The 20,898-nt window shown below is 38.4% G+C and carries 17 protein-coding genes and 3 tRNA genes; 14 read left to right on the top strand and 6 right to left on the bottom strand.

The window, feature by feature from the left end; all coding sequences use genetic code 11:
• Nucleotides 1-132: 132 nt before the first annotated feature.
• A complete protein-coding gene (locus tag WA249_RS14250; protein ID WP_336169641.1) occupies nucleotides 133-2,595 on the top strand; it encodes an acyl-CoA dehydrogenase in 2,463 nt (820 codons plus the stop codon).
• A gap of 106 nt (nucleotides 2,596-2,701) precedes the next feature.
• Nucleotides 2,702-3,085: a carboxymuconolactone decarboxylase family protein gene (locus WA249_RS14245; RefSeq protein WP_032055395.1), complete on the top strand. Its 384-nt coding sequence runs from the start codon at nucleotides 2,702-2,704 to the stop codon at nucleotides 3,083-3,085.
• 37 nt (nucleotides 3,086-3,122) lie between these two features.
• Here the strand turns inward: WA249_RS14245 and WA249_RS14240 are convergent, their stop codons facing one another.
• The gene (locus WA249_RS14240) at nucleotides 3,123-3,659 is read right to left on the bottom strand and encodes a cysteine peptidase family C39 domain-containing protein (protein WP_336169640.1); all 537 of its coding nucleotides are present in this window, start codon (nucleotides 3,657-3,659) and stop codon (nucleotides 3,123-3,125) included.
• Nucleotides 3,660-3,881: 222 nt separating this feature from the next.
• Here WA249_RS14240 and ahcY point away from each other — a divergent pair, with 222 nt between their 5' ends.
• The 6 genes from ahcY to WA249_RS14210 all read left to right on the top strand — a co-directional run bounded on the left by ahcY (nucleotide 3,882) and on the right by WA249_RS14210 (nucleotide 13,743).
• Nucleotides 3,882-5,264 carry an adenosylhomocysteinase gene (gene ahcY / locus WA249_RS14235; RefSeq protein WP_336169637.1) on the top strand — a complete coding sequence of 461 codons (1,383 nt, stop codon included), beginning with the start codon at nucleotides 3,882-3,884 and terminating at the stop codon, nucleotides 5,262-5,264.
• A gap of 74 nt (nucleotides 5,265-5,338) precedes the next feature.
• Nucleotides 5,339-6,175, top strand: coding sequence for a methylenetetrahydrofolate reductase [NAD(P)H] (gene metF / locus WA249_RS14230; RefSeq protein ID WP_252612461.1), 837 nt, complete (start codon nucleotides 5,339-5,341; stop codon nucleotides 6,173-6,175).
• Nucleotides 6,176-6,193: 18 nt separating this feature from the next.
• Nucleotides 6,194-6,916 (top strand): 16S rRNA (uracil(1498)-N(3))-methyltransferase, encoded by a 723-nt coding sequence (locus tag WA249_RS14225; RefSeq protein ID WP_336169634.1) that lies wholly within the window; start codon nucleotides 6,194-6,196, stop codon nucleotides 6,914-6,916.
• A gap of 135 nt (nucleotides 6,917-7,051) precedes the next feature.
• Complete coding sequence (locus tag WA249_RS14220) at nucleotides 7,052-9,904, top strand: putative bifunctional diguanylate cyclase/phosphodiesterase (protein ID WP_336169631.1); 2,853 nt, start codon at nucleotides 7,052-7,054, stop codon at nucleotides 9,902-9,904.
• Nucleotides 9,905-10,142: 238 nt separating this feature from the next.
• On the top strand, nucleotides 10,143-12,413 hold the full coding sequence (locus WA249_RS14215; RefSeq protein WP_016137502.1) for an NADP-dependent malic enzyme: 2,271 nt from the start codon (nucleotides 10,143-10,145) through the stop codon (nucleotides 12,411-12,413).
• A gap of 91 nt (nucleotides 12,414-12,504) precedes the next feature.
• Entirely contained in the window at nucleotides 12,505-13,743 is a 1,239-nt protein-coding gene (locus tag WA249_RS14210; RefSeq protein WP_336169629.1) for a multifunctional CCA addition/repair protein, read from the top strand.
• Between the two features lie 42 nt (nucleotides 13,744-13,785).
• Here WA249_RS14210 and WA249_RS14205 read toward each other — a convergent pair whose 3' ends face one another.
• Nucleotides 13,786-14,961 (bottom strand): S1C family serine protease, encoded by a 1,176-nt coding sequence (locus WA249_RS14205; RefSeq protein WP_336169628.1) that lies wholly within the window; start codon nucleotides 14,959-14,961, stop codon nucleotides 13,786-13,788.
• Nucleotides 14,962-15,155: 194 nt separating this feature from the next.
• Here WA249_RS14205 and WA249_RS14200 point away from each other — a divergent pair, with 194 nt between their 5' ends.
• The 6 genes from WA249_RS14200 to WA249_RS14175 all read left to right on the top strand — a co-directional run bounded on the left by WA249_RS14200 (nucleotide 15,156) and on the right by WA249_RS14175 (nucleotide 17,751).
• A complete protein-coding gene (locus tag WA249_RS14200) occupies nucleotides 15,156-15,914 on the top strand; it encodes a Nif3-like dinuclear metal center hexameric protein (protein WP_336169626.1) in 759 nt (252 codons plus the stop codon).
• 147 nt (nucleotides 15,915-16,061) lie between these two features.
• Complete coding sequence (locus tag WA249_RS14195; protein ID WP_003650584.1) at nucleotides 16,062-16,688, top strand: superoxide dismutase; 627 nt, start codon at nucleotides 16,062-16,064, stop codon at nucleotides 16,686-16,688.
• A 146-nt stretch (nucleotides 16,689-16,834) separates the two neighbouring features.
• Nucleotides 16,835-16,910: transfer RNA gene (locus WA249_RS14190), tRNA-Asn, on the top strand.
• Nucleotides 16,911-16,918: 8 nt separating this feature from the next.
• Nucleotides 16,919-16,994, top strand: a tRNA-Asn gene (locus WA249_RS14185).
• A 181-nt stretch (nucleotides 16,995-17,175) separates the two neighbouring features.
• Nucleotides 17,176-17,251: transfer RNA gene (locus WA249_RS14180), tRNA-Asn, on the top strand.
• A gap of 56 nt (nucleotides 17,252-17,307) precedes the next feature.
• The gene (locus tag WA249_RS14175; RefSeq protein WP_336169623.1) at nucleotides 17,308-17,751 is read left to right on the top strand and encodes a DUF2726 domain-containing protein; all 444 of its coding nucleotides are present in this window, start codon (nucleotides 17,308-17,310) and stop codon (nucleotides 17,749-17,751) included.
• 10 nt (nucleotides 17,752-17,761) lie between these two features.
• Here WA249_RS14175 and WA249_RS14170 read toward each other — a convergent pair whose 3' ends face one another.
• The 4 genes from WA249_RS14170 to WA249_RS14155 form a co-directional block, all read right to left on the bottom strand.
• Nucleotides 17,762-17,962 carry a hypothetical protein gene (locus WA249_RS14170; protein WP_336169621.1) on the bottom strand — a complete coding sequence of 67 codons (201 nt, stop codon included), beginning with the start codon at nucleotides 17,960-17,962 and terminating at the stop codon, nucleotides 17,762-17,764.
• A gap of 104 nt (nucleotides 17,963-18,066) precedes the next feature.
• On the bottom strand, nucleotides 18,067-19,374 hold the full coding sequence (locus WA249_RS14165; RefSeq protein ID WP_336169620.1) for an alpha/beta hydrolase family protein: 1,308 nt from the start codon (nucleotides 19,372-19,374) through the stop codon (nucleotides 18,067-18,069).
• Nucleotides 19,375-19,484: 110 nt separating this feature from the next.
• A complete protein-coding gene (gene ubiA / locus WA249_RS14160; RefSeq protein WP_336169619.1) occupies nucleotides 19,485-20,363 on the bottom strand; it encodes a 4-hydroxybenzoate octaprenyltransferase in 879 nt (292 codons plus the stop codon).
• Entirely contained in the window at nucleotides 20,360-20,869 is a 510-nt protein-coding gene (locus WA249_RS14155; RefSeq protein WP_336169617.1) for a chorismate--pyruvate lyase family protein, read from the bottom strand. Before WA249_RS14155 ends, ubiA begins: the two co-directional genes overlap by 4 nt.
• Nucleotides 20,870-20,898: the final 29 nt, after the last annotated feature.

The raw sequence follows: 20,898 nt of genomic DNA, 5'->3' as shown, positions 1-20,898 counted from the left end.
CTAGCATATACATCAATATTTGCGACATAAAAACTCAAATTTAAACAGCAACTAAACAGCTAGTTAAGCCTTAAATATCTCCTCTCTTTTGTAACGTCATCCACCTGAGGGCTTATCTAGTAAGGAGCAAGTATGATTTTCCTACTCTTTATATTAAGTATTATTATTCAGCTTATTGCAGTATGGGCAATTTTCTATTTTAACTTAAATAAAGTTCTTGGTAGCGGTGTGGCGATTATTGTTGCCCTACTTTCGGCATTCTTGCTAACACCATGGTCACTGCTTTTAGGTATTCCAATTATTGCGCTCAGCATCATTATTTTAGTTGAGCCATTACGATTTAACCTAATTACTAAGCCAGCCTATAAGACTTTAGCAAACTCAATGCCGAGCATCAGTACCACAGAACAAGAGGCTTTAGAAGCAGGTACAAGTTGGTGGGAAAAAGAGTTATTTATGGGAGCGCCTGATTGGTCTCAATTTGAAAAGTATCCCTACCCAAAGTTGTCAGAAGAAGAACAAAACTTTATAGACAATGAAGTTGAACTACTTTGTAGCATGCTCAATGAATGGGAAATTCATCATCACTTAAAAGATCTTCCTCCTGAAGTTTGGCAATTTATTAAAGATAAAGGTTTTTTAGGACTCATTATTCCAAAATCCTTTGGCGGCAAAGAATTTAGCTCATTTGCTCAAAGCCGAATTATGAGCAAAATTGCTTCACGCTCACTTACCACTGCGGTGAGTTGTATGGTTCCAAACTCGTTAGGACCCGGTGAGCTACTCATGCACTACGGTACTGATGCTCAAAAGCAACAATATTTACCGGGCCTTGCTAAAGGTGAAGAAATCCCATGCTTTGGTTTAACCAGCCCAGAAGCAGGTTCAGATGCTGGTGCCATTCCAGATTCGGGCGTTGTTTGCTACGGCGAATATGAAGGTGCTCAAGTTCTTGGGCTCCGCATGAATTTCTCTAAACGCTGGATTACCCTTGCACCAATTGCCACAGTCGTAGGCCTTGCATTTAAACTATATGATCCTGAAGGATTACTCGGTGATAAAAGTAAAACTGAGTACGGTATTACCTGTGCCCTCATTCCTGCCAGTCATGCAGGCGTAAAAATAGGAGCGCGTCATTTTCCAGGTTCTCCATTTATGAACGGAACCGTAGAAGGAGAAGATGTTTTTATTCCTATTGACTGGATTATTGGTGGGCAAGAAAATGCTGGTAAAGGCTGGCGAATGCTAATGGAGTGCTTAGGCGTTGGCCGTGGTATTTCCCTTCCAGCTTTAGCAACAGCAGCAGGTGAAATGAGCTATTTAACCGTTGGTGCTTTTGCGAAAATTCGCCAACAGTTCAATATTTCAGTAGGTAAATTTGAAGGCGTACAAGAGGCGACCAGTGAAATTGCCAGCGATGCCTACATGCTTGAAGCATTCCGTTATTTAGTGACATGTGGCCTAAATCAAGGTGGAACACCTGCGGTAATGACTGCCATGGCAAAATATTATGCAACTGAAACGATGCGTAAAGTGGTCAATCACGGAATGGATATTGCCGGAGGACGTGCAATTCAACTTGGACCACGTAACTTCCTTGCACTTACCTATCAAGCAATTCCAATTGCAATTACAGTGGAAGGCGCAAATATTTTAACCCGTTCTTTGATGATTTTTGGTCAAGGTTCAATGCGTTGTCACCCTTACCTTTTTGAAGAGTTGCAACTCCTTCAATCTGAAGATAAGAATAATTCAGTCAAAAAATTCGATGATCTGTTATTTAAACATTTAGCCTATACCTTTAACCGCGGAGCAAAATCATTTGCTTATGGTTGGACAGGTGGCTCAAGCGATGCTCCTCAATCAGTAGATCAATTTACTGCCAGTTACTATAAAACGATTAACCGTTTTAGTGCCAACTTTGCACTTGTTTCGGATATGTCACTTGGTTTACTTGCAGGAGACTTGAAACGCAAAGAAATGTTATCAGGCCGCTTGGCAGATATTCACGCGAACCTTTTTATTTCTACTGCAATTTTAAAATTTTATGAAGCTGGCCAAAAAACTGAAGCTGAACAACTTCACGCTAAATTAGCTCTACAAAAAGCTTTCTTAAATATTCAGGAAGCATTTTGGGGTCTATTTGATAACTTCCCAGCCAAACTTCCAGCAGCATTTGTAAAATGGATCTGTTTCCCTCTTGGTCGTGTCATTTCAAAACCAGACGATGAGTTAAAACAACAAGTCGCTGAACTTATGATGCAAGAGCATCCTTTCAGAGAGCAGCTTAAACATCACGTATTTTATTCTACCAAAGCCGATGATGTGACTGGACGTTTAGAACATGCATTCCAAATTCTACGAACCCTTGAACCGCTTTGGGATAAGTTTAAAAAAGCTGAATCTAAAGGCAAATTTACAGGACTTACTTTCGAAGAGAATATTGAACAAGCGATAAAAGAAGGTTTTATTACTGAAAGTGAAGCTAAACAATTATTGCAATACAATGCAATTCGATTCGACAGCATGCTTACAGATGTATTTGATGAAGATTTAAATAAGGACCTGCCTTTATCGAACCCTCATCAAATTTAGTGACTGATGCCTCCACTAATTCACTATTGCAATCATACTTGATTCAGATTAATTAATAATCAGCCATAAAAGCGTCAATCGACGCTTTTATTTTTAGGAGAAATTAATGTCTAAGCAAGATTACGAAAATGGATTAAAAGTTCGCACAGAAGTGATGGGAGAAGCTTTTGTAAAACGTGCCCAAGAAAATACCGTACCCTTTACCCAGCCTGTGCAAGACTGGATTAATGAACATGCATGGGGGTCGACTTGGCAACGTGAAGGCGTGCTACCACGTAAATATCGTTCATTAATTACTTTGGCAATGTTAACTGCACTTAAGTCACCAACCGAACTCAAAGGCCATGTTCGTGGTGCGCTCAACAATGGCTGTACAGTTGAAGAAATTCAAGAAACTTTATTGCACAGTCTGCCATATTGTGGCGCGCCTGCTACTCAAGAAGCTTTTCGCGCTGCTTTAGAAGTGATTCAAGAATATCAACAAAAATAACTGCAAATGAGCCAGCAGCCTACTGGCTCTTTTTAATCTAATTCAATTTAGTCGAATGCATCTGAAAATTACGGTCATCAATCACGATAGCCTGACGACAAATCCCTTCTACTTGACGTTGCTTTTCAAAAACTGCTGCTGACATCGGTTCAAAGCTATCAAAGAAACAGATATTTTTTTCATCTATTGAATACACCAGTGACTGGTTCCCCACTCCAGCTAAAGTATCGTAATAGACGATGACCATTTTTCCGTTTTGAATTTCAGCTTGAATATCTTGATAGCTCAACGCAGGCCCTGTCGGTATTTTTAATACCTTTGCTTCTTTATAGCTCATTCGTTCACTTGGGCTAATATTAGGATCTTCATCTGAATGAAATGACACTTCAAATCCTAGTTTCTTTAATGCAACAGCTAAGGCAATAGTATAGGTACCCCCTTCATCGTGTCGGCAAACTTTAATCAACTCAGCAACATCAATTTGTACTCCATGATGTTGAAGCACCATCCAAACCGCAAAAACACCACAGTTTGCTTCGAGATTTGCTAGAGCTTGGGGAATATTGATTGCCATAATTTGAATCTATAAAGATAATTAGGCAGATAATAAACAAAACTGGATTGGCACTAAAAGCTTTTCGAAGTACAATGTTGCGCTAGTCGAGGGATGCTGCGACAAATGATCGGCACTAAAGATCAATTTGCCAGGCTCGACAATCGGTTAAACACTCGGTTTAGCCAACAACGGCATCCGCGAACAGAACGATCCATACTATTTTTTCCCTAGGAGATCCTGATGAACGCGGTTAATGCTTCATTTACAGATTATAAAGTTGCTGACATCTCACTTGCTGACTACGGTCGTAAAGAAATCAAACTTGCTGAAGCAGAAATGCCAGCTTTAATTGGTTTACGTAAACGTTATGCAGCGTCTAAACCACTTGCTGGTGCAAAAATCCTTGGTTGTATTCATATGACCATTCAAACAGCGGTTCTTATTGAAACGCTTGTTGAATTAGGTGCTGAAGTTCGTTGGACTTCATGTAACATTTTCTCGACTCAAGACCATGCTGCTGCTGCAATTGCTGCTCGCGGCATTCCTGTTTTTGCTTGGAAAGGCGAAACTGAAGAAGAATATGTATGGTGTCTTGAACAACAAGTGAATGTTAATGGTCAACCTTGGGATGCCAACATGATCTTGGATGATGGCGGTGACTTAACTGCTCTTGTTCATGACAAATACCCAGCTCTTTTAGAACGCATTCACGGTATTACTGAAGAAACGACTACAGGTGTTCAACGTCTTATCGAAATGTGGAAAGACGGTTCTTTGAAAGTACCTGCAATCAACGTAAATGATTCAGTTACTAAATCTAAAAACGACAACAAATATGGTTGCCGTCACTCACTAAATGACGCAATCAAACGCGCAACTGACATGCTTTTGTCTGGCCGTCGTGCGCTTGTGATCGGTTATGGTGACGTTGGTAAAGGTTCTGCTCAATCTTTACGTCAAGAAGGCATGATTGTTCGTGTAACTGAAGTTGACCCAATTTGTGCAATGCAAGCATGTATGGACGGCTATGAAGTTGTATCTCCATACAAAAACGGCGTACAAACAGGCAAAAAAGAAGATATTAACCAAGACTTACTTGGCAACACTGATCTTGTTGTAACCACTACTGGTAACTACCACGTGTGTGACGCTGCAATGTTAGATAGCTTAAAAGCTGGTGCAGTTGTTTGTAACATCGGTCACTTTGATACAGAAATCGACACAGCTTATTTACGTGGTTATAAGTGGGTTGAAGTTAAACCTCAAGTTCACCAAGTTTACCGTTCAGAAGATGAAAATAACTACCTCATTCTTCTTTCTGAAGGTCGCCTTGTAAACCTAGGTAATGCAACTGGTCACCCATCACGCGTGATGGACGGTTCTTTTGCTAACCAAGTGTTAGGTCAAATTCACTTATTCCAAGAGAAATTTGCTGACCTTCCTGCAAACGAAAAAACTGCACAAATTCGCGTAGAAGTTCTTCCTAAGAAACTTGACGAAGAAGTTGCTGCGGCAATGGTTGCAGGTTTTGGTGGTGTACTTACTCAATTAACTCAAGAGCAAGCTGGCTATTTAGGTGTTGCTGTTGAGGGACCATTCAAGTCTGACGCTTACAAATACTAAGAACTTAAGGGCAGACGGTGAACCGACTGCCCTTTTTTCTAAAAATATTGTTTCGCTGTTTACAAGGATTTGACATGACTAAACGTATACCCATTTCTTTTGAATTTTTCCCACCGAAAACTGATGCCGGTGCTGAAAAACTTCGTATTGTTCATCAAGAATTACAACTATTAAATCCAGATTTTTTCTCGATTACATATGGTGCTGGTGGCTCTACTCGCGAACGTACTCTTGCTGCTATTGACGATTTCAATGGTAAAGGTACACCAGTTGCACCTCACCTTTCGTGCATTGGTGATGATAAAGCGCGTATTGCTGAGTTACTAGATTTATATAAAGCTCAAGGCATTAACCGTATTGTCGCTTTACGTGGTGACTTACCTTCTGGTCAAGTCGGACTTGGCGAACTTCCTTATGCTCAAGATTTAGTACGTTTCATTCGTGAGCATTCAGGTGATCATTTTCATATTGAAGTTGCAGCTTATCCTGAAATGCATCCCCAAGCTGAAAACCTTGATGCAGATATCCAACGTTTTATTGAAAAAGTACAAGCTGGTGCTAATGCAGGAATTACTCAATTCTTCTTTAATCCAGACTCATACTTTTATTTTATTGAGCGTCTGGAAAAAGCTGGAGTTAATATTCCGGTGGCTCCTGGCATCATGCCGATTACCAATGCCAGCAATTTAATTCGTTTTGCTGATGGTACTGGTGCAGAAATTCCTCGTTGGATCCGTAAACAATTACAAGCCTATGGTGATGACAGCGAGAGTATTAAAGCTTTTGGTCATGAAGTTATTGTGAAGCTATGTGAACGCCTGATTGCAGGTGGTGCACCAAGCTTACATTTCTATTCAATGAATCAAGTCGAACCAACTCGTCAACTCGTCGTTGATCTTGGTTTAAATTAATTTTGTAAGGCGTACCCAATGAATCGTTTTTTTATCGAAACTGAACTTACGGTTGGTTCAACAATTCAACTAACTGAATCAGTATTTCATCATTGGGTGCGTGTTTTACGTGCACAATTACAAGAACAAGCGACTCTCTTTAATGGCCAAGGTGGCGAATATCTAGCGACCTTGACCGAAATTAATAAAAAAAATGCGTTTGTCACAATTGAGAATTTCAACCCTAATAACCGTAGTGCCCCATTTAAAGCCGTTCTTGGTCAGGTCATGAGTAAAGGTGACCGAATGGATTATGCTATTCAGAAAGCCACTGAACTCGGGGTAAGTAAAATTCAGTTACTTACAAGTGACCGCTGTGAAATGCGCTTAAAATATGATCGAGATCAAAAAAAATTAGATCACTGGCAAGCTGTTGCAATTGCAGCATGTGAACAATGTGGATTAAACCTAGTTCCAGAAGTTTTAGCGCCTATTTCTCTAAGTGAATGGGTAAGTTCTTCTGAACTTCCCGTTTCAAAATTTGTTTTAGCACCAGAAAAAGAACAAAAAGATGTATTAGCCGGTATACAACCTGAACTTGCCCTATTGATTGGTCCAGAAGGCGGTTTAAGCGAAATTGAAATTACTCAAGCCAATCAAGCTGGTTTTATGAATTGGTGTATTGGTGATCGTGTTTTACGTACAGAAACTGCGCCTGTCGTTGCCTTATCTATTTTAAATTATCGGTTTTTATCCACCTAAGCTCATTGAACATTGATTAAATCACTATTTAAAGTTAATTTAGTTTTATTGTATGAATAAAATTTCAAATTCTTTATTACTGATAAATCAGATTCTTTCTGTATATATGTAAAAAAAATAGGATAGAAAAATCTTATGTCCGGGCTTCAGGAAGAATACTTACAGCATCAAACAAAAATTGAGCAGCTTAAACTTTCAATTCAATATATACGCTGGTATTTGATTAGCTTAGTATTACTCTGTCTGATTTCATATGCTATTTTTTCCTATTATTTTTCATCATCAATAACAACATTCAGCTGGTCTATTGGCCTTACTATAGTATCTCTTATCTGCTTATGGTTTATTCCAAATATTTTAACCCATTACCGTACTATTAATTTTATTAAAAAAGCCGATTTTATATTACAAAGCATTTGTTTTATTTCAGGAATTTTACTCGGAATAAACGTTACAGTTATTCATTTTTATCTTCCGGCAGAGTTGGTTGCACTACCAGATGCTCATATTTTAATTGCCTTGTTTATCACTTCCGCTCATATCATTGGCCTGACTTTTTTAACGCAGCAACCTCGATACTTTTATCTTTTATTCATTCCCAGTACATTCCCCCTACTCATCGCTCAATTTACACATACACCCATTACTCAGCTACCTTTTTATTTCGCCTACAATATAACTTTTGTGGCTACAGTACTCTGCGCATACGCAACTCAACGTAACTATCAAAAGATTTCTCAATTATTATTCAAAAATAAACAGCTCGTTCAAATTTCAGATCAACATACCCAGTGGGCTGAAGAGCTATGTGTACAGCTTCAACAAGAAGTCAATAAATCAAAAGATATTGAAGCCCAGCTCCAATTTAATAACCATTTACTTGAGCAAAAAGTACGGGAACGCACTTACGATCTCACCAAAATGAATGAGCAACTCGAAAGCCATCACTACAATTTAGCTTTTGCACATGAAACGGCGGGCATTCGGCCTTGGGACTGGGATATTGAAAATCAAAAATTAGAAATTAAGTTTTTCGATCAACAAAAGCAAACTCAGACGACTGTTATTCATCTCAATAGCATTTTAGACCGCGTACATCCAAGTGATAAAAAACTTTTTGAAGAGCGTTTAAAGCAACATATAGAAGGAATTACAGATCATTTTAATATCAATTTCAGGATATTACGCCGAGATGGTTCATGGCGATGGATTCAGGATGTAGGTCGTGTCATCACGAGAGATCCCAAAACACAAAAAGCGCTTCGTATGGTGGGTATGACCCGAGACATACATCAAGAGAAAAAAGATCAAGAACACTTAAGACTATCAGCAATTGTGCTTGAACAAGCAGCTGAAGGTATATTTATTCTAGATGAGCACCTGAACTATATTGATATTAACCCTTACTACGAAAAATTAACCGGATTCACTAAATCAGAACTATTAAATAAAGAATTATTTAGCATTGCGATTAATCAAAAAGAATTACAACAACAATTTCACACCTCAATTACCCAACAGCTCCTCGAAACTGGAGAATATATGGGCCAATTTGATGAAAAGTTTAGTTCTGGCAAAAGCGTATATTTGTGGTTACACATCAATGTGGTTAAAGATGAGTTCCATCAAATCACAAATTATATTGGATTTGCACGTGACCTCACTGAGCAAAAACGTCAGGAACAACATCTATCCTATTTAAAAAATTATGATAGCCTCACCCACTTACCTAATCGTCTTTACTATTACAATCAATTACATCAATATCTTGTAAACCCTTCATATAACATTAAAAATTTAGCATTGATACGAGTAAATATTGACCGCTTTCGTGCTTTTAATGAGTTTTTAAATAATGATAGTGGCGATGAACTTCTTAAACAGTTTGCACAGCGTTTACGCTTAATCAATATTAATGCAATCTTGGTTGCCTATTTAAATAGTGACGATTTTGCAATTATTTATGAAATTTCTCCAATTCATCCAAATATTGAGCAATATTGCCAAAATATTTTACAAGCGCTCAACGCACCTTTTTATATTGATAATCACGAATATTTTATTACAGCATCTATCGGTGTTGCATGCTTTCCTGAGCATGGCCGACAAATTGATCATCTTAACAACCATGCAGAACAAGCACTTTCAGAAGCAAAACGCTTAGGAGGCAATACCATTTCTTACTATTGCAATAAAGCAGAGCATCCATATAAAACTGCTGATTTAGAACAAGAGTTACGCAAAGCCATTCAAAATAATGAATTTGTCATTTATTACCAGCCCAAAATTAATCTACAAGATCAATCAATTATTGGTTTCGAAGCATTAATTCGTTGGCAACATCCTGAAAAAGGATTAGTCATGCCAAATATGTTTATACCTTTTGCTGAGCGTAGTAGCCTCATTTCAGATATTGGAAAAGTCGTTTTAGATAAAGTTGGTAAACAATTACAAGAATGGAAAAACGCAGGCTATGCAAACATTCAAGTCTCTGTAAATATTGTTGCTCAACAAATACATCGTGGCTTATTACTTAATGATCTAGATGAAGTTTTGCAAAAATATAATATACAAGGTGCAGATCTTGAACTTGAAATTACTGAGTCAGCTCTATTAGATAATACTGATAACGTCAAAACGCTATTACATGCGATAAAACAGCGAGATATATCAATTGCTCTAGATGACTTTGGGACTGGTTATTCCTCTTTGGCTTATCTGACAGAATATCCAATTGATGTATTAAAAATTGACCGTGCTTTCATTTCTAAAATCGGTGATCACAAACAAGAAGCTATTGTAAATGCCATGATTGCTATGGGTAAAAGTATGGGTCTTAAACTGGTTGCCGAAGGTGTAGAAACAGAGGAACAAGTTACCTATCTACAAAAACAGCAATGTGATTTTTTACAAGGCTATTTCTTTAGTCGTCCTATCCCTGCTGAGCAGATTATTCCTTATCTACAAACAAGTTCACATATTTCTTAGTTGTTTAAACCTTCGATTTTTAGATACGCTGCTTTTTCCAAAAATGAGCGTTTTTGACTGTGAGAAATAAAGAAGTAGTGTTATATTCTTTAGCATTTAGCTCACTACAGGGCTATTGGCAATTCGTCTACTATTCTCTTAATTGGTAAAAATTAAAGCATAGTAAAAGAACTGAATTGCCTTCCCCCTGAATGAGTGATTTGACTAGTTTGCTTTTTTGTATCAAATAGAGACTCAGATGGACGATCAATCTTTAAAACAGGCCGCTTTAAATTACCATGAATATCCAAACCCAGGGAAAATCAGCGTTACCCCAAGTAAGCAACTTGTTAACCAACGAGATTTGGCTTTAGCCTACTCACCCGGAGTTGCTGCGCCATGTTTAGAGATTGAACGTGACCCTTCAACTGCTGCTAAATATACCGCACGCGGAAACTTGGTTGCTGTAGTAACGAACGGTACCGCTGTTCTTGGTTTAGGTAATATTGGCCCATTGGCTTCTAAACCTGTAATGGAAGGCAAAGGCGTTCTCTTCAAAAAGTTTGCTGGTGTTGACGTATTTGACATCGAAATTGCAGAAAATGATCCAGATAAGATCGTAGATATTGTTGCCTCTCTTGAGCCAACTTTCGGTGGTATCAACCTCGAAGATATTAAAGCGCCAGAATGTTTCTATATTGAAAAGAAACTTCGTGAACGCATGAAAATTCCTGTATTCCATGACGATCAACATGGTACAAGTATTATTGTAGGTTCAGCTTTGCTCAATGCATTGCAACTTGTAAATAAGAAAATTGATGAAATCAAAATCGTAGCTTCAGGTGCAGGTGCAGCAGCACTTTCATGTTTAGACTTGCTTTGTGCGCTTGGTGCTAAAAAAGAAAATATTATTGTTGCCGATTCACGTGGTCTATTAACCACTTCACGTGAAGGCTTAGACGAATCTAAAAAACGTTATGTTCAAGATATTACAGCATCTCAGCTTCATGAAGTAATGGCTGGTGCAGATATGTTCTTGGGTCTTTCTGCTGCAGGTATTCTCACCAAAGAAATGGTGAAACACATGGCTGAGAACCCTATTATTTTTGCTTTGGCAAACCCAGATCCAGAAATTTTACCTGAACATGCACATGAAGTACGCTCTGACGTTATTATGGCAACTGGTCGTTCTGACTATCCAAACCAAGTAAACAACGCATTATGTTTCCCATACATTTTCCGCGGTGCACTTGACGTTGGTGCAACTACAATTAATGAAGATATGAAAATTGCATGTGTACATGCAATTGCGCGTATGGCTCATATCGAAGCTGATGCAGCAACATATGGTGAAAAATCTGCTTCATTTGGTCGTGACTATTTAATTCCACGCCCACTTGATCAACGCTTAATTTTAGAAATCGCACCAGCGGTTGCTAAAGCTGCAATGGACTCAGGTGTAGCAACTCGTCCTATCGAAGATTTCGCTGTATATCGTCAAAAATTATCTGAGTTTGTATATAACTCTGCATTCTTGATGAAACCAATTTTTGCTCAAGCAAAAGCTGATCCAAAGCGTATTGCATATGCGGAAGGTGAAGACGAACGCGTATTACGTGCAGTACAAATTGCAGTTGATGAAGATTTAGCTAAACCTATTTTAGTAGGTCGTACTGCTGTAATTGAAGCAAATATCAAAAAATTAGGCCTACGTTTACAACATGGCGTAAATATTGAGATTGTTGATCAAGAACAAAATCCATTGTATGAAGAGTTCTGGAAAGACTACCATCAGACAATGCAACGTAAAGGCATCACTGTTGAATATGCAAAACGTGAAGCTCGTCGTCGTTCGACTTTAATCGCTGCTCTTCTCGTTAAGTTTGGCAAAGCAGACGGTATGTTATGTGGTACTTATAGTAGCTATAACATTCACCTTGACTTTGTACGCAATGTTATCGGTCTTAAAGAAGGCATGAATAACTTCTTCACATTAAATGCATTAATGCTTGAAGATCGTAACTTGTTTATCGCAGATACATACGTAAACACTAACCCGACTGCTGAACAACTTGCTGAAATGACTATTTTAGCAGCTGAAGAAGTACGTCGTTTTGGTATTACTCCACGTGTAGCACTGCTTTCTCATTCAAGTTTTGGTAGCGACCAAACTGATTCAAGTGCTCAAAAAATGCGTGAAGTTTATCGTATTTTATCTGAGCAAGCTCCTGAGCTTGAAGTTGAAGGTGAAATGCATGGTGATGCAGCATTAGACGAAAATATTCGTCAATTTGCATTCCCTGGTTCACGTTTTAAAGGTTCTGCAAACTTGCTCATTATGCCAAACCTAGATGCAGCAAATATTTCATTTAACTTGTTAAAAGCAACTTCTGGTAATAACGTTACTATTGGTCCAATTTTGCTTGGCGCAGCAAAACCTGTTCATATTTTGACACCGACGGCAACCACTCGTCGTCTTATCAATATGACTGCTTTAACTGTTGCTGAAATCCAGCAATTAGAAAAATAATTTAGAAAGAGCTTTTTACGAAAAGCCTGTCTAATGACTTGAGAAAACCTCTATTCTGTAGCATGATTGCTTGAAGAATAGAGGTTTTTTCATGCAAGTGTATTTAGTAGGCGGTGCCGTCCGAGATTCTCTACTTGGGCATCCCTATCAAGAAAAAGATTATGTTGTGGTCGGAGCAACACCTGAACATATGCTCGCCCAAGGTTTTCAACCTGTAGGCAAAGATTTTCCTGTGTTTCTTCATCCTGAAACGAAAGAAGAATATGCACTTGCACGTACTGAGAGAAAGTCCGGTAAGGGCTATCACGGTTTTCAGTTTTTTACTGATACCACAGTAAGTTTAGAAGAAGATTTAATTCGCCGTGATTTAACCATCAATGCTATAGCAATGGATCAAGATGGCAAATTATATGACCCATATGGTGGTCAGACTGATTTAGAAAATAAAACCTTACGACATGTTTCAGAAGCTTTTGCTGAAGATCCGTTACGTGTTTTACGTGTTGCACGCTTTGCAGCTCGATATTCTGCATATGGTTTTCATATTGCACCTGAAACCTTACAACTCATGCAAACGATGGCTGAATCAGGTGAACTGGATGCATTAACACCAGAACGTGTCTGGAAAGAAACTTCGCGTGCACTTTTAGAAGAACATGCAGATATTTATTTTCAGACATTACGGGATTGTGATGCTTTAAAACATCTTTTCCCTGAAATTGACGCACTGTTTGGTGTACCACAGCGTCCTGAATATCATCCGGAAGTAGACTGTGGCATACACACTCTTATGTCTTTACAGCAAGCGTGTAAGTCAAACTACTCGCTTGATGTTCGGTTTGCTGTTTTAGTACATGATTTGGGTAAAGCATTAACGCCAGTTAACGAACTTCCTCGCCATATCATGCATGAAGAGCGTGGCGTGAAACCAGTTACTGAATTATGTGAACGTTTAAAAGTTCCAACTCAAACTCGACAGTTGGCATTATCGGTGTGTAAAGAGCATCTAAAATGTCATCAGATCATGTCGTTAAAACCAGGAACTGTATGGCGTTTATTACAACGTCTTGATGTATTACGCCGTCCTGAGCGAGTGGAAGCTTTTGTACAAGCATGTGAATGCGATGCGAAAGGAAGACTAGGTTTAGAAGATCGCCCTTATCCTCAAGCTCAATACATGTTAGATGCAATGCAAGTGGTTCGCTCTGTTAAAGTTCAGGATTTACCCGAGAACATTAAGGGTGCTGAAATTGGTGAAATGTTAATTCAATATCGTATTGATGCTTTAACTGAGTTCAAACATCAACATCAGACACCAACACATTCTTAATTTAAGCCAATAAAAAAGCCTCATTATGAGGCTTTTTTGTCTTTACTGTTTAGGTAACGGTATATATTGAGATTGACTATTTTGGTTTTTTCTTTCGCCAACTGTTACCACAAAGTTTTGCTGCTTCCCATCTCGCTCAACCATTACTTTAATTTCGCTATTAGGCGCTTGTAATGCAACATAATTGATCAAATGAGATGCCGAAGTAATCGGTTCATTATTTACCTGAACAATTTTATCGCCCACTTTAATGCCAGCAGAAGCCGCTGGACCACTTTTTAATACATCAGCAACGACTACACCCACTGATGGTTTTGGTGCCAATACATCGTCTTGTGTAGGTGGTACTAAACTAATGCCTAACCATCCACGCACAACGCGGCCATCTTTCAAAATCGAGTTTAATACTTGTTGACAAATTTTAGCTGGAATTGCGAAACCAATACCTAAAGAACCACCCGATTGTGAAAAAATAGCAGTATTCACGCCAATCAAGTTACCAGCCACATCAATTAAAGCGCCACCTGAATTCCCAGGGTTAATTGCCGCATCAGTTTGAATAAAATCTTCATAGGTATTAATACCTAAGTCTGAGCGACCTGTTGCTGAAACAATACCTTGAGTGACCGTTTGCCCTACACCAAATGGGTTACCAATTGCCAAGACAACATCACCCACTTCATTACCGCTTAACTTAAATGGCAACACAGGTAATTTATCTAAATCGATTTTAATTACGGCTAAATCCGTATCTGGATCCGTTCCAACAATAGTTGCTTCTGCACGGCGACCGTCACGTAATGCCACTACAATTTGATCGGCCTGAGCAATTACATGATTATTGGTAAGAATATAACCATCAGCACGTACAATAACCCCAGAACCTAAACTATTTTCATTTTGCTGTTGTTGTTCAGGAGCCTGATTTCCAAAAAATTCTCGGAATACCGGATCACTTAACAATGGATGCTTTTGTTTAACTTTCTGGGTCGTAAAAATATTAACAACTGCCGGTGCTGCAACTTTTACCGCAGCGCTATAAGACACCACCCCGCCCGCTCGTGAAGTATCAACCAGTGGTTCAACTTTCTCGGCAGGCATTTGCACCCCATCAACTGCAACAGTTGGTTTCGGCTGATGGTATTTTTGCCATGCAATAAAACTGGCAATTACAATAATAAGTAATACCCAAGGTAACCATGTAAAGGTGCGACGCACGTTCATATCCTCTACGCAAAGAAGTTTTTAATTAAATTAATATATTGAACAAAAAGAGTTTTCAGTTAAGCATTTTAAATTAAATATGTCGATATACATAAAAAACTCAAAAAAGATTTGTCTAGCTTTAGTTACACAACAAAATATGTTTCTATAGCTTTAGGAATTATTTACGACTCAATTCAGGAAATATCATGGCGAATTTGCATGAAATTATTCAGTGGTGCGACCAAACCTTAAAAGCGGCAGAATTTAAAGATTACGCACCAAATGGCCTGCAAATTGAAGGTTCAACTGAAGTAAAACGTATCATTTGTGCCGTTACTGCTTCCGAAGATGCGATTGATGCAGCAATTGCTCAAAATGCGGATCTATTACTTGTACATCATGGTTATTTTTGGAAAGGCGAACCCTACCCAATTACAGGAATGCGCGGTAACCGAATTAAAAAACTCATTCAAAATAATATTTCACTCGTGGCTTACCACCTACCTTTAGATGCACATCCAAGTTTGGGTAACAATGTAGCCATTGCAGAAAAATTGGGCTTACATCATTTAGAACCACTCGATTTAGCCGAGAAACATCCAATTGGAAATATTGGCTATTTAGAGCAAGCGCTTTCTGTTGAAGAATTTAAAGCAAAATTACAAGATAGCTTTGATTTTAAAGTGATTCATTTGCCAGCCCAAAAGCAAGGCATTCAAAAAGTAGGCTTTTGTACGGGTGGTGCTCAAGATTTTATTGCTAAAGCAGCTTTGCAAAATTGTGATGCATATATTTCAGGTGAAGTCAGTGAACGAACTTTCTATGAAGCAAAAGAATTAGGCGTTCACTATTTTGCGTGTGGTCATCATGCAACTGAACGTTATGGAGTTCAACGTTTAGCACAAGCAATTTCAAAGCAGTTTGCAATTGAAACCGAATATTTTGAATTGAATAATCCGATTTAATTAAGTCTTTTTTTCAATCTGTGTTATGCGTATTAATTAGATCTTTATTGTGTATAGTTCTTTAAAACGATGCACTATTGTGAACAGAATCATTTACAATAGAGCCACTTAATATTGTATAACCCAGCAAATGCAAGGAATAGGAACATGACAACCATTACTTTACCTGCACTTCCATATGGCTATGATGATTTAGCGCCACATATTAGTAAAGAAACTTTAGAATACCATCACGATAAACACCACAATACCTATGTTGTTAACTTAAACAACTTAATCAAAGGGACTGACCTTGAAGGTAAAACTTTAGAAGAAATCATCAAAGCAACTGCTGGTGATGCATCTAAAGCTGGTATTTTCAACAACGCTGCTCAAGTTTGGAACCATACATTCTATTGGAATTCGATGAAGCCAAATGGTGGTGGTAAGCCTACTGGCGCAATCGCTGCTAAAATTGAAGAAGCTTTCGGTAGCTACGAAAAATTTGCAGAAGAATTTGCAGCTGCTGCAACAACTCAATTCGGTTCAGGTTGGGCTTGGTTAGTTGCTGATGAAGTAAACGGTAAATTATCTATTACTAAAACTTCTAATGCAGACACTCCACTTGCACATGGTCAAATTGCTGTATTAACAATTGACGTATGGGAACATGCTTACTACATCGATTTCCGTAACTTACGTCCTAAATACATCGCAACTTTCTTAGAAAGCCTAGTGAACTGGGACTATGCAAATGCAAAACTTGCAGGTCAACCAGCTGGTGTAGAGAAATAATTTTATTTATTTCTAAAAAACCACCCTTTTTTGGGTGGTTTTTTTATTTTTAGTACAACAAAAGCATATTAATCAAGCAAACGATTCATTTTCTTTAATATTCTTATTGACGCTTTTAGATTTCATCCATAAAATGCGCATCAGATTCTCCAATAGCTCAGTCGGTAGAGCGACGGACTGTTAATCCGCAGGTCCCTGGTTCGAGCCCAGGTTGGAGAGCCATCTACTAATCTCCCATAGCTCAGTCGGTAGAGCGACGGACTGTTAATCCGCAGGTCCCTGGTTCGAGCCCAGGTGGGAGAGCCAAGATTCTAAAAGCCCACATTTATTGTGGGCTTTTTCTTATCCAATCATTTAATAATTTTCTATTATTTTTAATAAAATCAATGTTTCGAATACTTTTAAACCAAACGATTATATATTCTCACTAATTCCGTTATTAAGACTTGACCTCGCCCCCTTTCCTGCCTAAAATCCTTTTCCAGATTCTCCAATAGCTCAGTCGGTAGAGCGACGGACTGTTAATCCGCAGGTCCCTGGTTCGAGCCCAGGTTGGAGAGCCAAGATTCTTAAAAACCCACTCATGATGAGTGGGTTTTTATTTGTATGATGCCTTCACATGTTCGAATCGAGTCACTTATTTTTTATTGTTTTAGGTTGCTTAAGCACCTGTATTTTTCTTGTTGTTTGTTTTCGTCCCTATTTATTTCCAAAACAAAAATTCTTTGCTCGTCCCGTTATTACCAACTTTGAAACTCAAATGTTTATCCGTTTAAAACAAAGTTTTCCAACTTATCATGTTTTAGCACAAGTGGCTTTTAGCGCCTTAATTACCAGTAAGGACTATAAAATTCGTAGTCAGTTCAACCGAAAAGTTACCGACTTTGTTGTGCTTAACGACAAGATGGAAGTAATTGCCATTATTGAACTAGATGACCCTTCCCATCTTGAAAAAGCGGAAGAAGATCGCATTCGTGATCAAATGCTCACAGAAGCAGGTTACATAGTAAGACGTTACACAAATATTCCGACTGTACGTCAGCTACAAAAGGATATTCATTAAAAAACCGCTGTTATTTCTTTTCAGAATTTGCTGCTTCTTTTTCAGCTATTCTTTTTACCATCTCTAAACGTTGTTGCTCATATTGCTTTTTGGTCTGGGCATCACTCTTTGCAGCCAAAAAAAGTATTCCAATAATCAAAAAAGGAATGAGTAAACCTAATCCCATTAATAGCCAAGGAACAGATTTTTTTTCAACAGGTTGCTGGCTCATAAGTGATTTAAACTCAAACATAATTAATTTTAAGATATGTAACAATATAACAAAAAAGAGCCCTTTTTAGGACTCTTTTAAGCTGAATATTTTAAATACAAAAATTATTGTACTAACCCAGTACATTCGAAATTCTTACTTGCATCTATTACCGATGGATCGAGCACTATATTTGTTTTAGCTGGCATCTTAGATTGTACAAATTGATAAATTTCCGCATTTTTACAAACAATCGCTTGTGTATGGGCAGCCCCGTCAACAGGTACAAATGTCACATCCGTTCCCATTTTTTTAAGACCGTCTTGCAAGGCAGTCGTAACAGGATATGGTACAGCCATATCAGCCGTACCTTGGACAATCATGACAGGTGAATTAATTTTTTTGGTAGCCGGTTGGTTATCCGCCAAGAATTTTTTCACCGTTGGGTTTTCTTGGAAATTACCAGCTAGACCTGGATAATCTAATACTGTTTTACCAGCATTAGTCGCAAGATAATCACGAATATCGGCTGCAAATTTATTATGCAAATCGGTTAAACATACGCCATTTTCACCAGTAGTTCCTTCTGCGAACTCAGCTATACTTTGAGAACGTTGTTGGAACACTTCACGATAATTAAATTTTGGTTCATAAGCAGTAATACCTACTGTGGTATATGCAGCATATGCGAGTAGCTCAGCATAAACTTCTACAGCCGTACCAACAGGTTTAATACCTGCTTGCTCTTGTTTAAGAATGCCTTGAATTGCTTGTGGAGCAACTATAGAAATAATATAGCCGAGACTGGAAGCTGGTGCTGTTGCAACCGCTCCTTTATAGTTAGTGTCGTTATTCGCAAATTCAGCAGTACCTAGTGAAGCATGCCCTCCCTGAGACTGCCCAATTGACATCCATGAACTATTCAACTGATTACCGTAATGATCTTTCGCAGCTTTAACTGCTGCAATTGCAGATTTAGCCTCACTTGCCAAATTAAGGTATGGATGCATTCCTCGAGTACCCAAACCTTCATAGTCTGGAGCAACCACGACATAGCCAGCTGCCAATAATGTATCCGCTAGAATTTTGAAACGTGGATTAATTGTATTATTGCTTGGAGCACAACTATCTCCTACGCCTACTGTTCCATGCTCCCATACCACTACCCGATAGCCATCTTTAGGTTGTGCAATTTTAGGGAACATGACGAGGGCTGTTGCTTGAGCTGTCTTCCCTTGTACATTCTCCATGTTATAGGTCATCACTTTGATAGATGCCGCACCACCTAAAGTATCTTGAGAATAAGCTTTTTCAGAAATATAAGTTTGATCAGGATTTACACCAATATAGTCATCATTATTGTCATTACATGCTGTAAGAAAAAATGTTGAAGCTGATAATGTTATAGCTAAAGCAATTTTTGACCGTTTCATAGAATATCCTTTTTTATGTATTATTTATTCCGCATATTTTTATGCACAAATATTAAGACATAAAAAAAGTGCTCTGCATAGAACACTTTTCAACCTTGCGGTCATTTTTACTATATGAAATTTAAAAATATTCCCAGAAAAATGATTAATCCTACCCAGCGATTGTGACGGAATGCCCAAAAACATACTTGTGGGTTGCGGTCTTTGGTTTTGATTGTTTGATATATAAAATCGAATGCAACAACAATTAAAGCAATGATCGCCCATGGAAATAAGATATTTTCTAAATATAGTGCGGCACCAATCAAAACAAGGCTGGTTGCCTGTAAAAGCGCAATAATCTGGATGTCATATCGACCAAAAAGAATAGCAGTAGATTTGACGCCAATCTTTAAGTCATATTCGCGATCTGTAATTGCATATTGAGTGTCAAAAGCCACTGTCCAAGCCAAATTACCAAAATAAATTAGCCAACACGTTATATCTAAAGGCTTACCCATTGCAGTAAATGACATTGGAATACCCCAAGAAAATGCCATACCTAACACGACTTGTGGTAAATGGGTATAACGTTTCATGAAAGGATATACAAATGCTAAAGCCAAGCCTCCTAATGCACAGTAGAACGTCGCGATAGGTAAAAAGAAAAGCGTACAAGCACTTGCAAACACTAGAGCTAAAAACACATACACCGCTTCTCTTGGACTGATTACCCCTGTTGCCAAAGGACGTGTCTTCGTACGCTCTACATGACCATCCACTTTACGATCAGCAAAGTCATTAATTGCGCATCCAGCAGCACGCATAAAAATTGTACCCAATACCATCGCCAAAAGAATATGTAGAGGGGGCATTCCCTCTGCTGCAATCCAAAGTGCCCACATGGTTGGCCAAAATACCAGTTCTGTTCCAACGGGCTTATCAAATCGGCAAAGATAATAATAAGCCTCTAAACGCTGACGCCATGTTGTACTTGTTGCAGTCGTCATAGTAGTTCCTTGTCGTGCTGCTGATGTAGAAAAGCTTCAAAAGCCGGTAAGAATGTTTCTTGGACGATAAATTTACATCCATGCCAAGTATAGCAACTTTGTCGTGTCCACCCCTCAGGCAAACGAATGACACGGCGGTCACACAGTGGTGTTGTTCTTTGAAATAGAAAAAAGCCTATTGGCTTAGAACCAATGTGCTGAAATATACGGGCTTTTTTTTGTAAACTTTGAATTGGAAAAATACTTTTTGCTTTCACCCATGGCTCTGCTTCACAGCCATATAAATAGGTTTCCCTTACCCACGAAGTGTGAGCATGAGACATCTTCATCCAACGACTATCTGCAAAAGTTAAACGCTGAAAATGTTCTTGAAAAGGCTTTACACTAAATTGACCACCGCCAATTTCAGTCAATTGTTGGGTCAATGAACCAGACGCATACAACCATGTTTTCAATTCAGGATTTAAAGTTTTTTCCTGTTTAAGTACTGGTTGTCGTTTACGCATAATCTGCTCACATGAAAACTCGCACCTAG

This window comes from Acinetobacter sp. 161(2023) (assembly GCF_037027805.1).
Classification (GTDB): domain Bacteria; phylum Pseudomonadota; class Gammaproteobacteria; order Pseudomonadales; family Moraxellaceae; genus Acinetobacter.
The sequence above is the reverse complement of the archived record's forward strand: the minus strand, read 5'-3'. Positions and strand labels throughout refer to the sequence as shown.

Coding starts and splice junctions, on each gene's coding strand:
- WA249_RS14250 (WP_336169641.1), top strand. CDS start 133: ATGATTTTCCTACTCTTTATATTAAGTATTATTATTCAGCTTATTGCA.
- WA249_RS14245 (WP_032055395.1), top strand. CDS start 2,702: ATGTCTAAGCAAGATTACGAAAATGGATTAAAAGTTCGCACAGAAGTG.
- WA249_RS14240 (WP_336169640.1), bottom strand. CDS start 3,659: ATGGCAATCAATATTCCCCAAGCTCTAGCAAATCTCGAAGCAAACTGT.
- ahcY (WP_336169637.1), top strand. CDS start 3,882: ATGAACGCGGTTAATGCTTCATTTACAGATTATAAAGTTGCTGACATC.
- metF (WP_252612461.1), top strand. CDS start 5,339: ATGACTAAACGTATACCCATTTCTTTTGAATTTTTCCCACCGAAAACT.
- WA249_RS14225 (WP_336169634.1), top strand. CDS start 6,194: ATGAATCGTTTTTTTATCGAAACTGAACTTACGGTTGGTTCAACAATT.
- WA249_RS14220 (WP_336169631.1), top strand. CDS start 7,052: ATGTCCGGGCTTCAGGAAGAATACTTACAGCATCAAACAAAAATTGAG.
- WA249_RS14215 (WP_016137502.1), top strand. CDS start 10,143: ATGGACGATCAATCTTTAAAACAGGCCGCTTTAAATTACCATGAATAT.
- WA249_RS14210 (WP_336169629.1), top strand. CDS start 12,505: ATGCAAGTGTATTTAGTAGGCGGTGCCGTCCGAGATTCTCTACTTGGG.
- WA249_RS14200 (WP_336169626.1), top strand. CDS start 15,156: ATGGCGAATTTGCATGAAATTATTCAGTGGTGCGACCAAACCTTAAAA.
- WA249_RS14195 (WP_003650584.1), top strand. CDS start 16,062: ATGACAACCATTACTTTACCTGCACTTCCATATGGCTATGATGATTTA.
- WA249_RS14175 (WP_336169623.1), top strand. CDS start 17,308: ATGTTCGAATCGAGTCACTTATTTTTTATTGTTTTAGGTTGCTTAAGC.
- WA249_RS14170 (WP_336169621.1), bottom strand. CDS start 17,962: ATGAGCCAGCAACCTGTTGAAAAAAAATCTGTTCCTTGGCTATTAATG.
- WA249_RS14165 (WP_336169620.1), bottom strand. CDS start 19,374: ATGAAACGGTCAAAAATTGCTTTAGCTATAACATTATCAGCTTCAACA.
- ubiA (WP_336169619.1), bottom strand. CDS start 20,363: ATGACGACTGCAACAAGTACAACATGGCGTCAGCGTTTAGAGGCTTAT.
- WA249_RS14155 (WP_336169617.1), bottom strand. CDS start 20,869: ATGCGTAAACGACAACCAGTACTTAAACAGGAAAAAACTTTAAATCCT.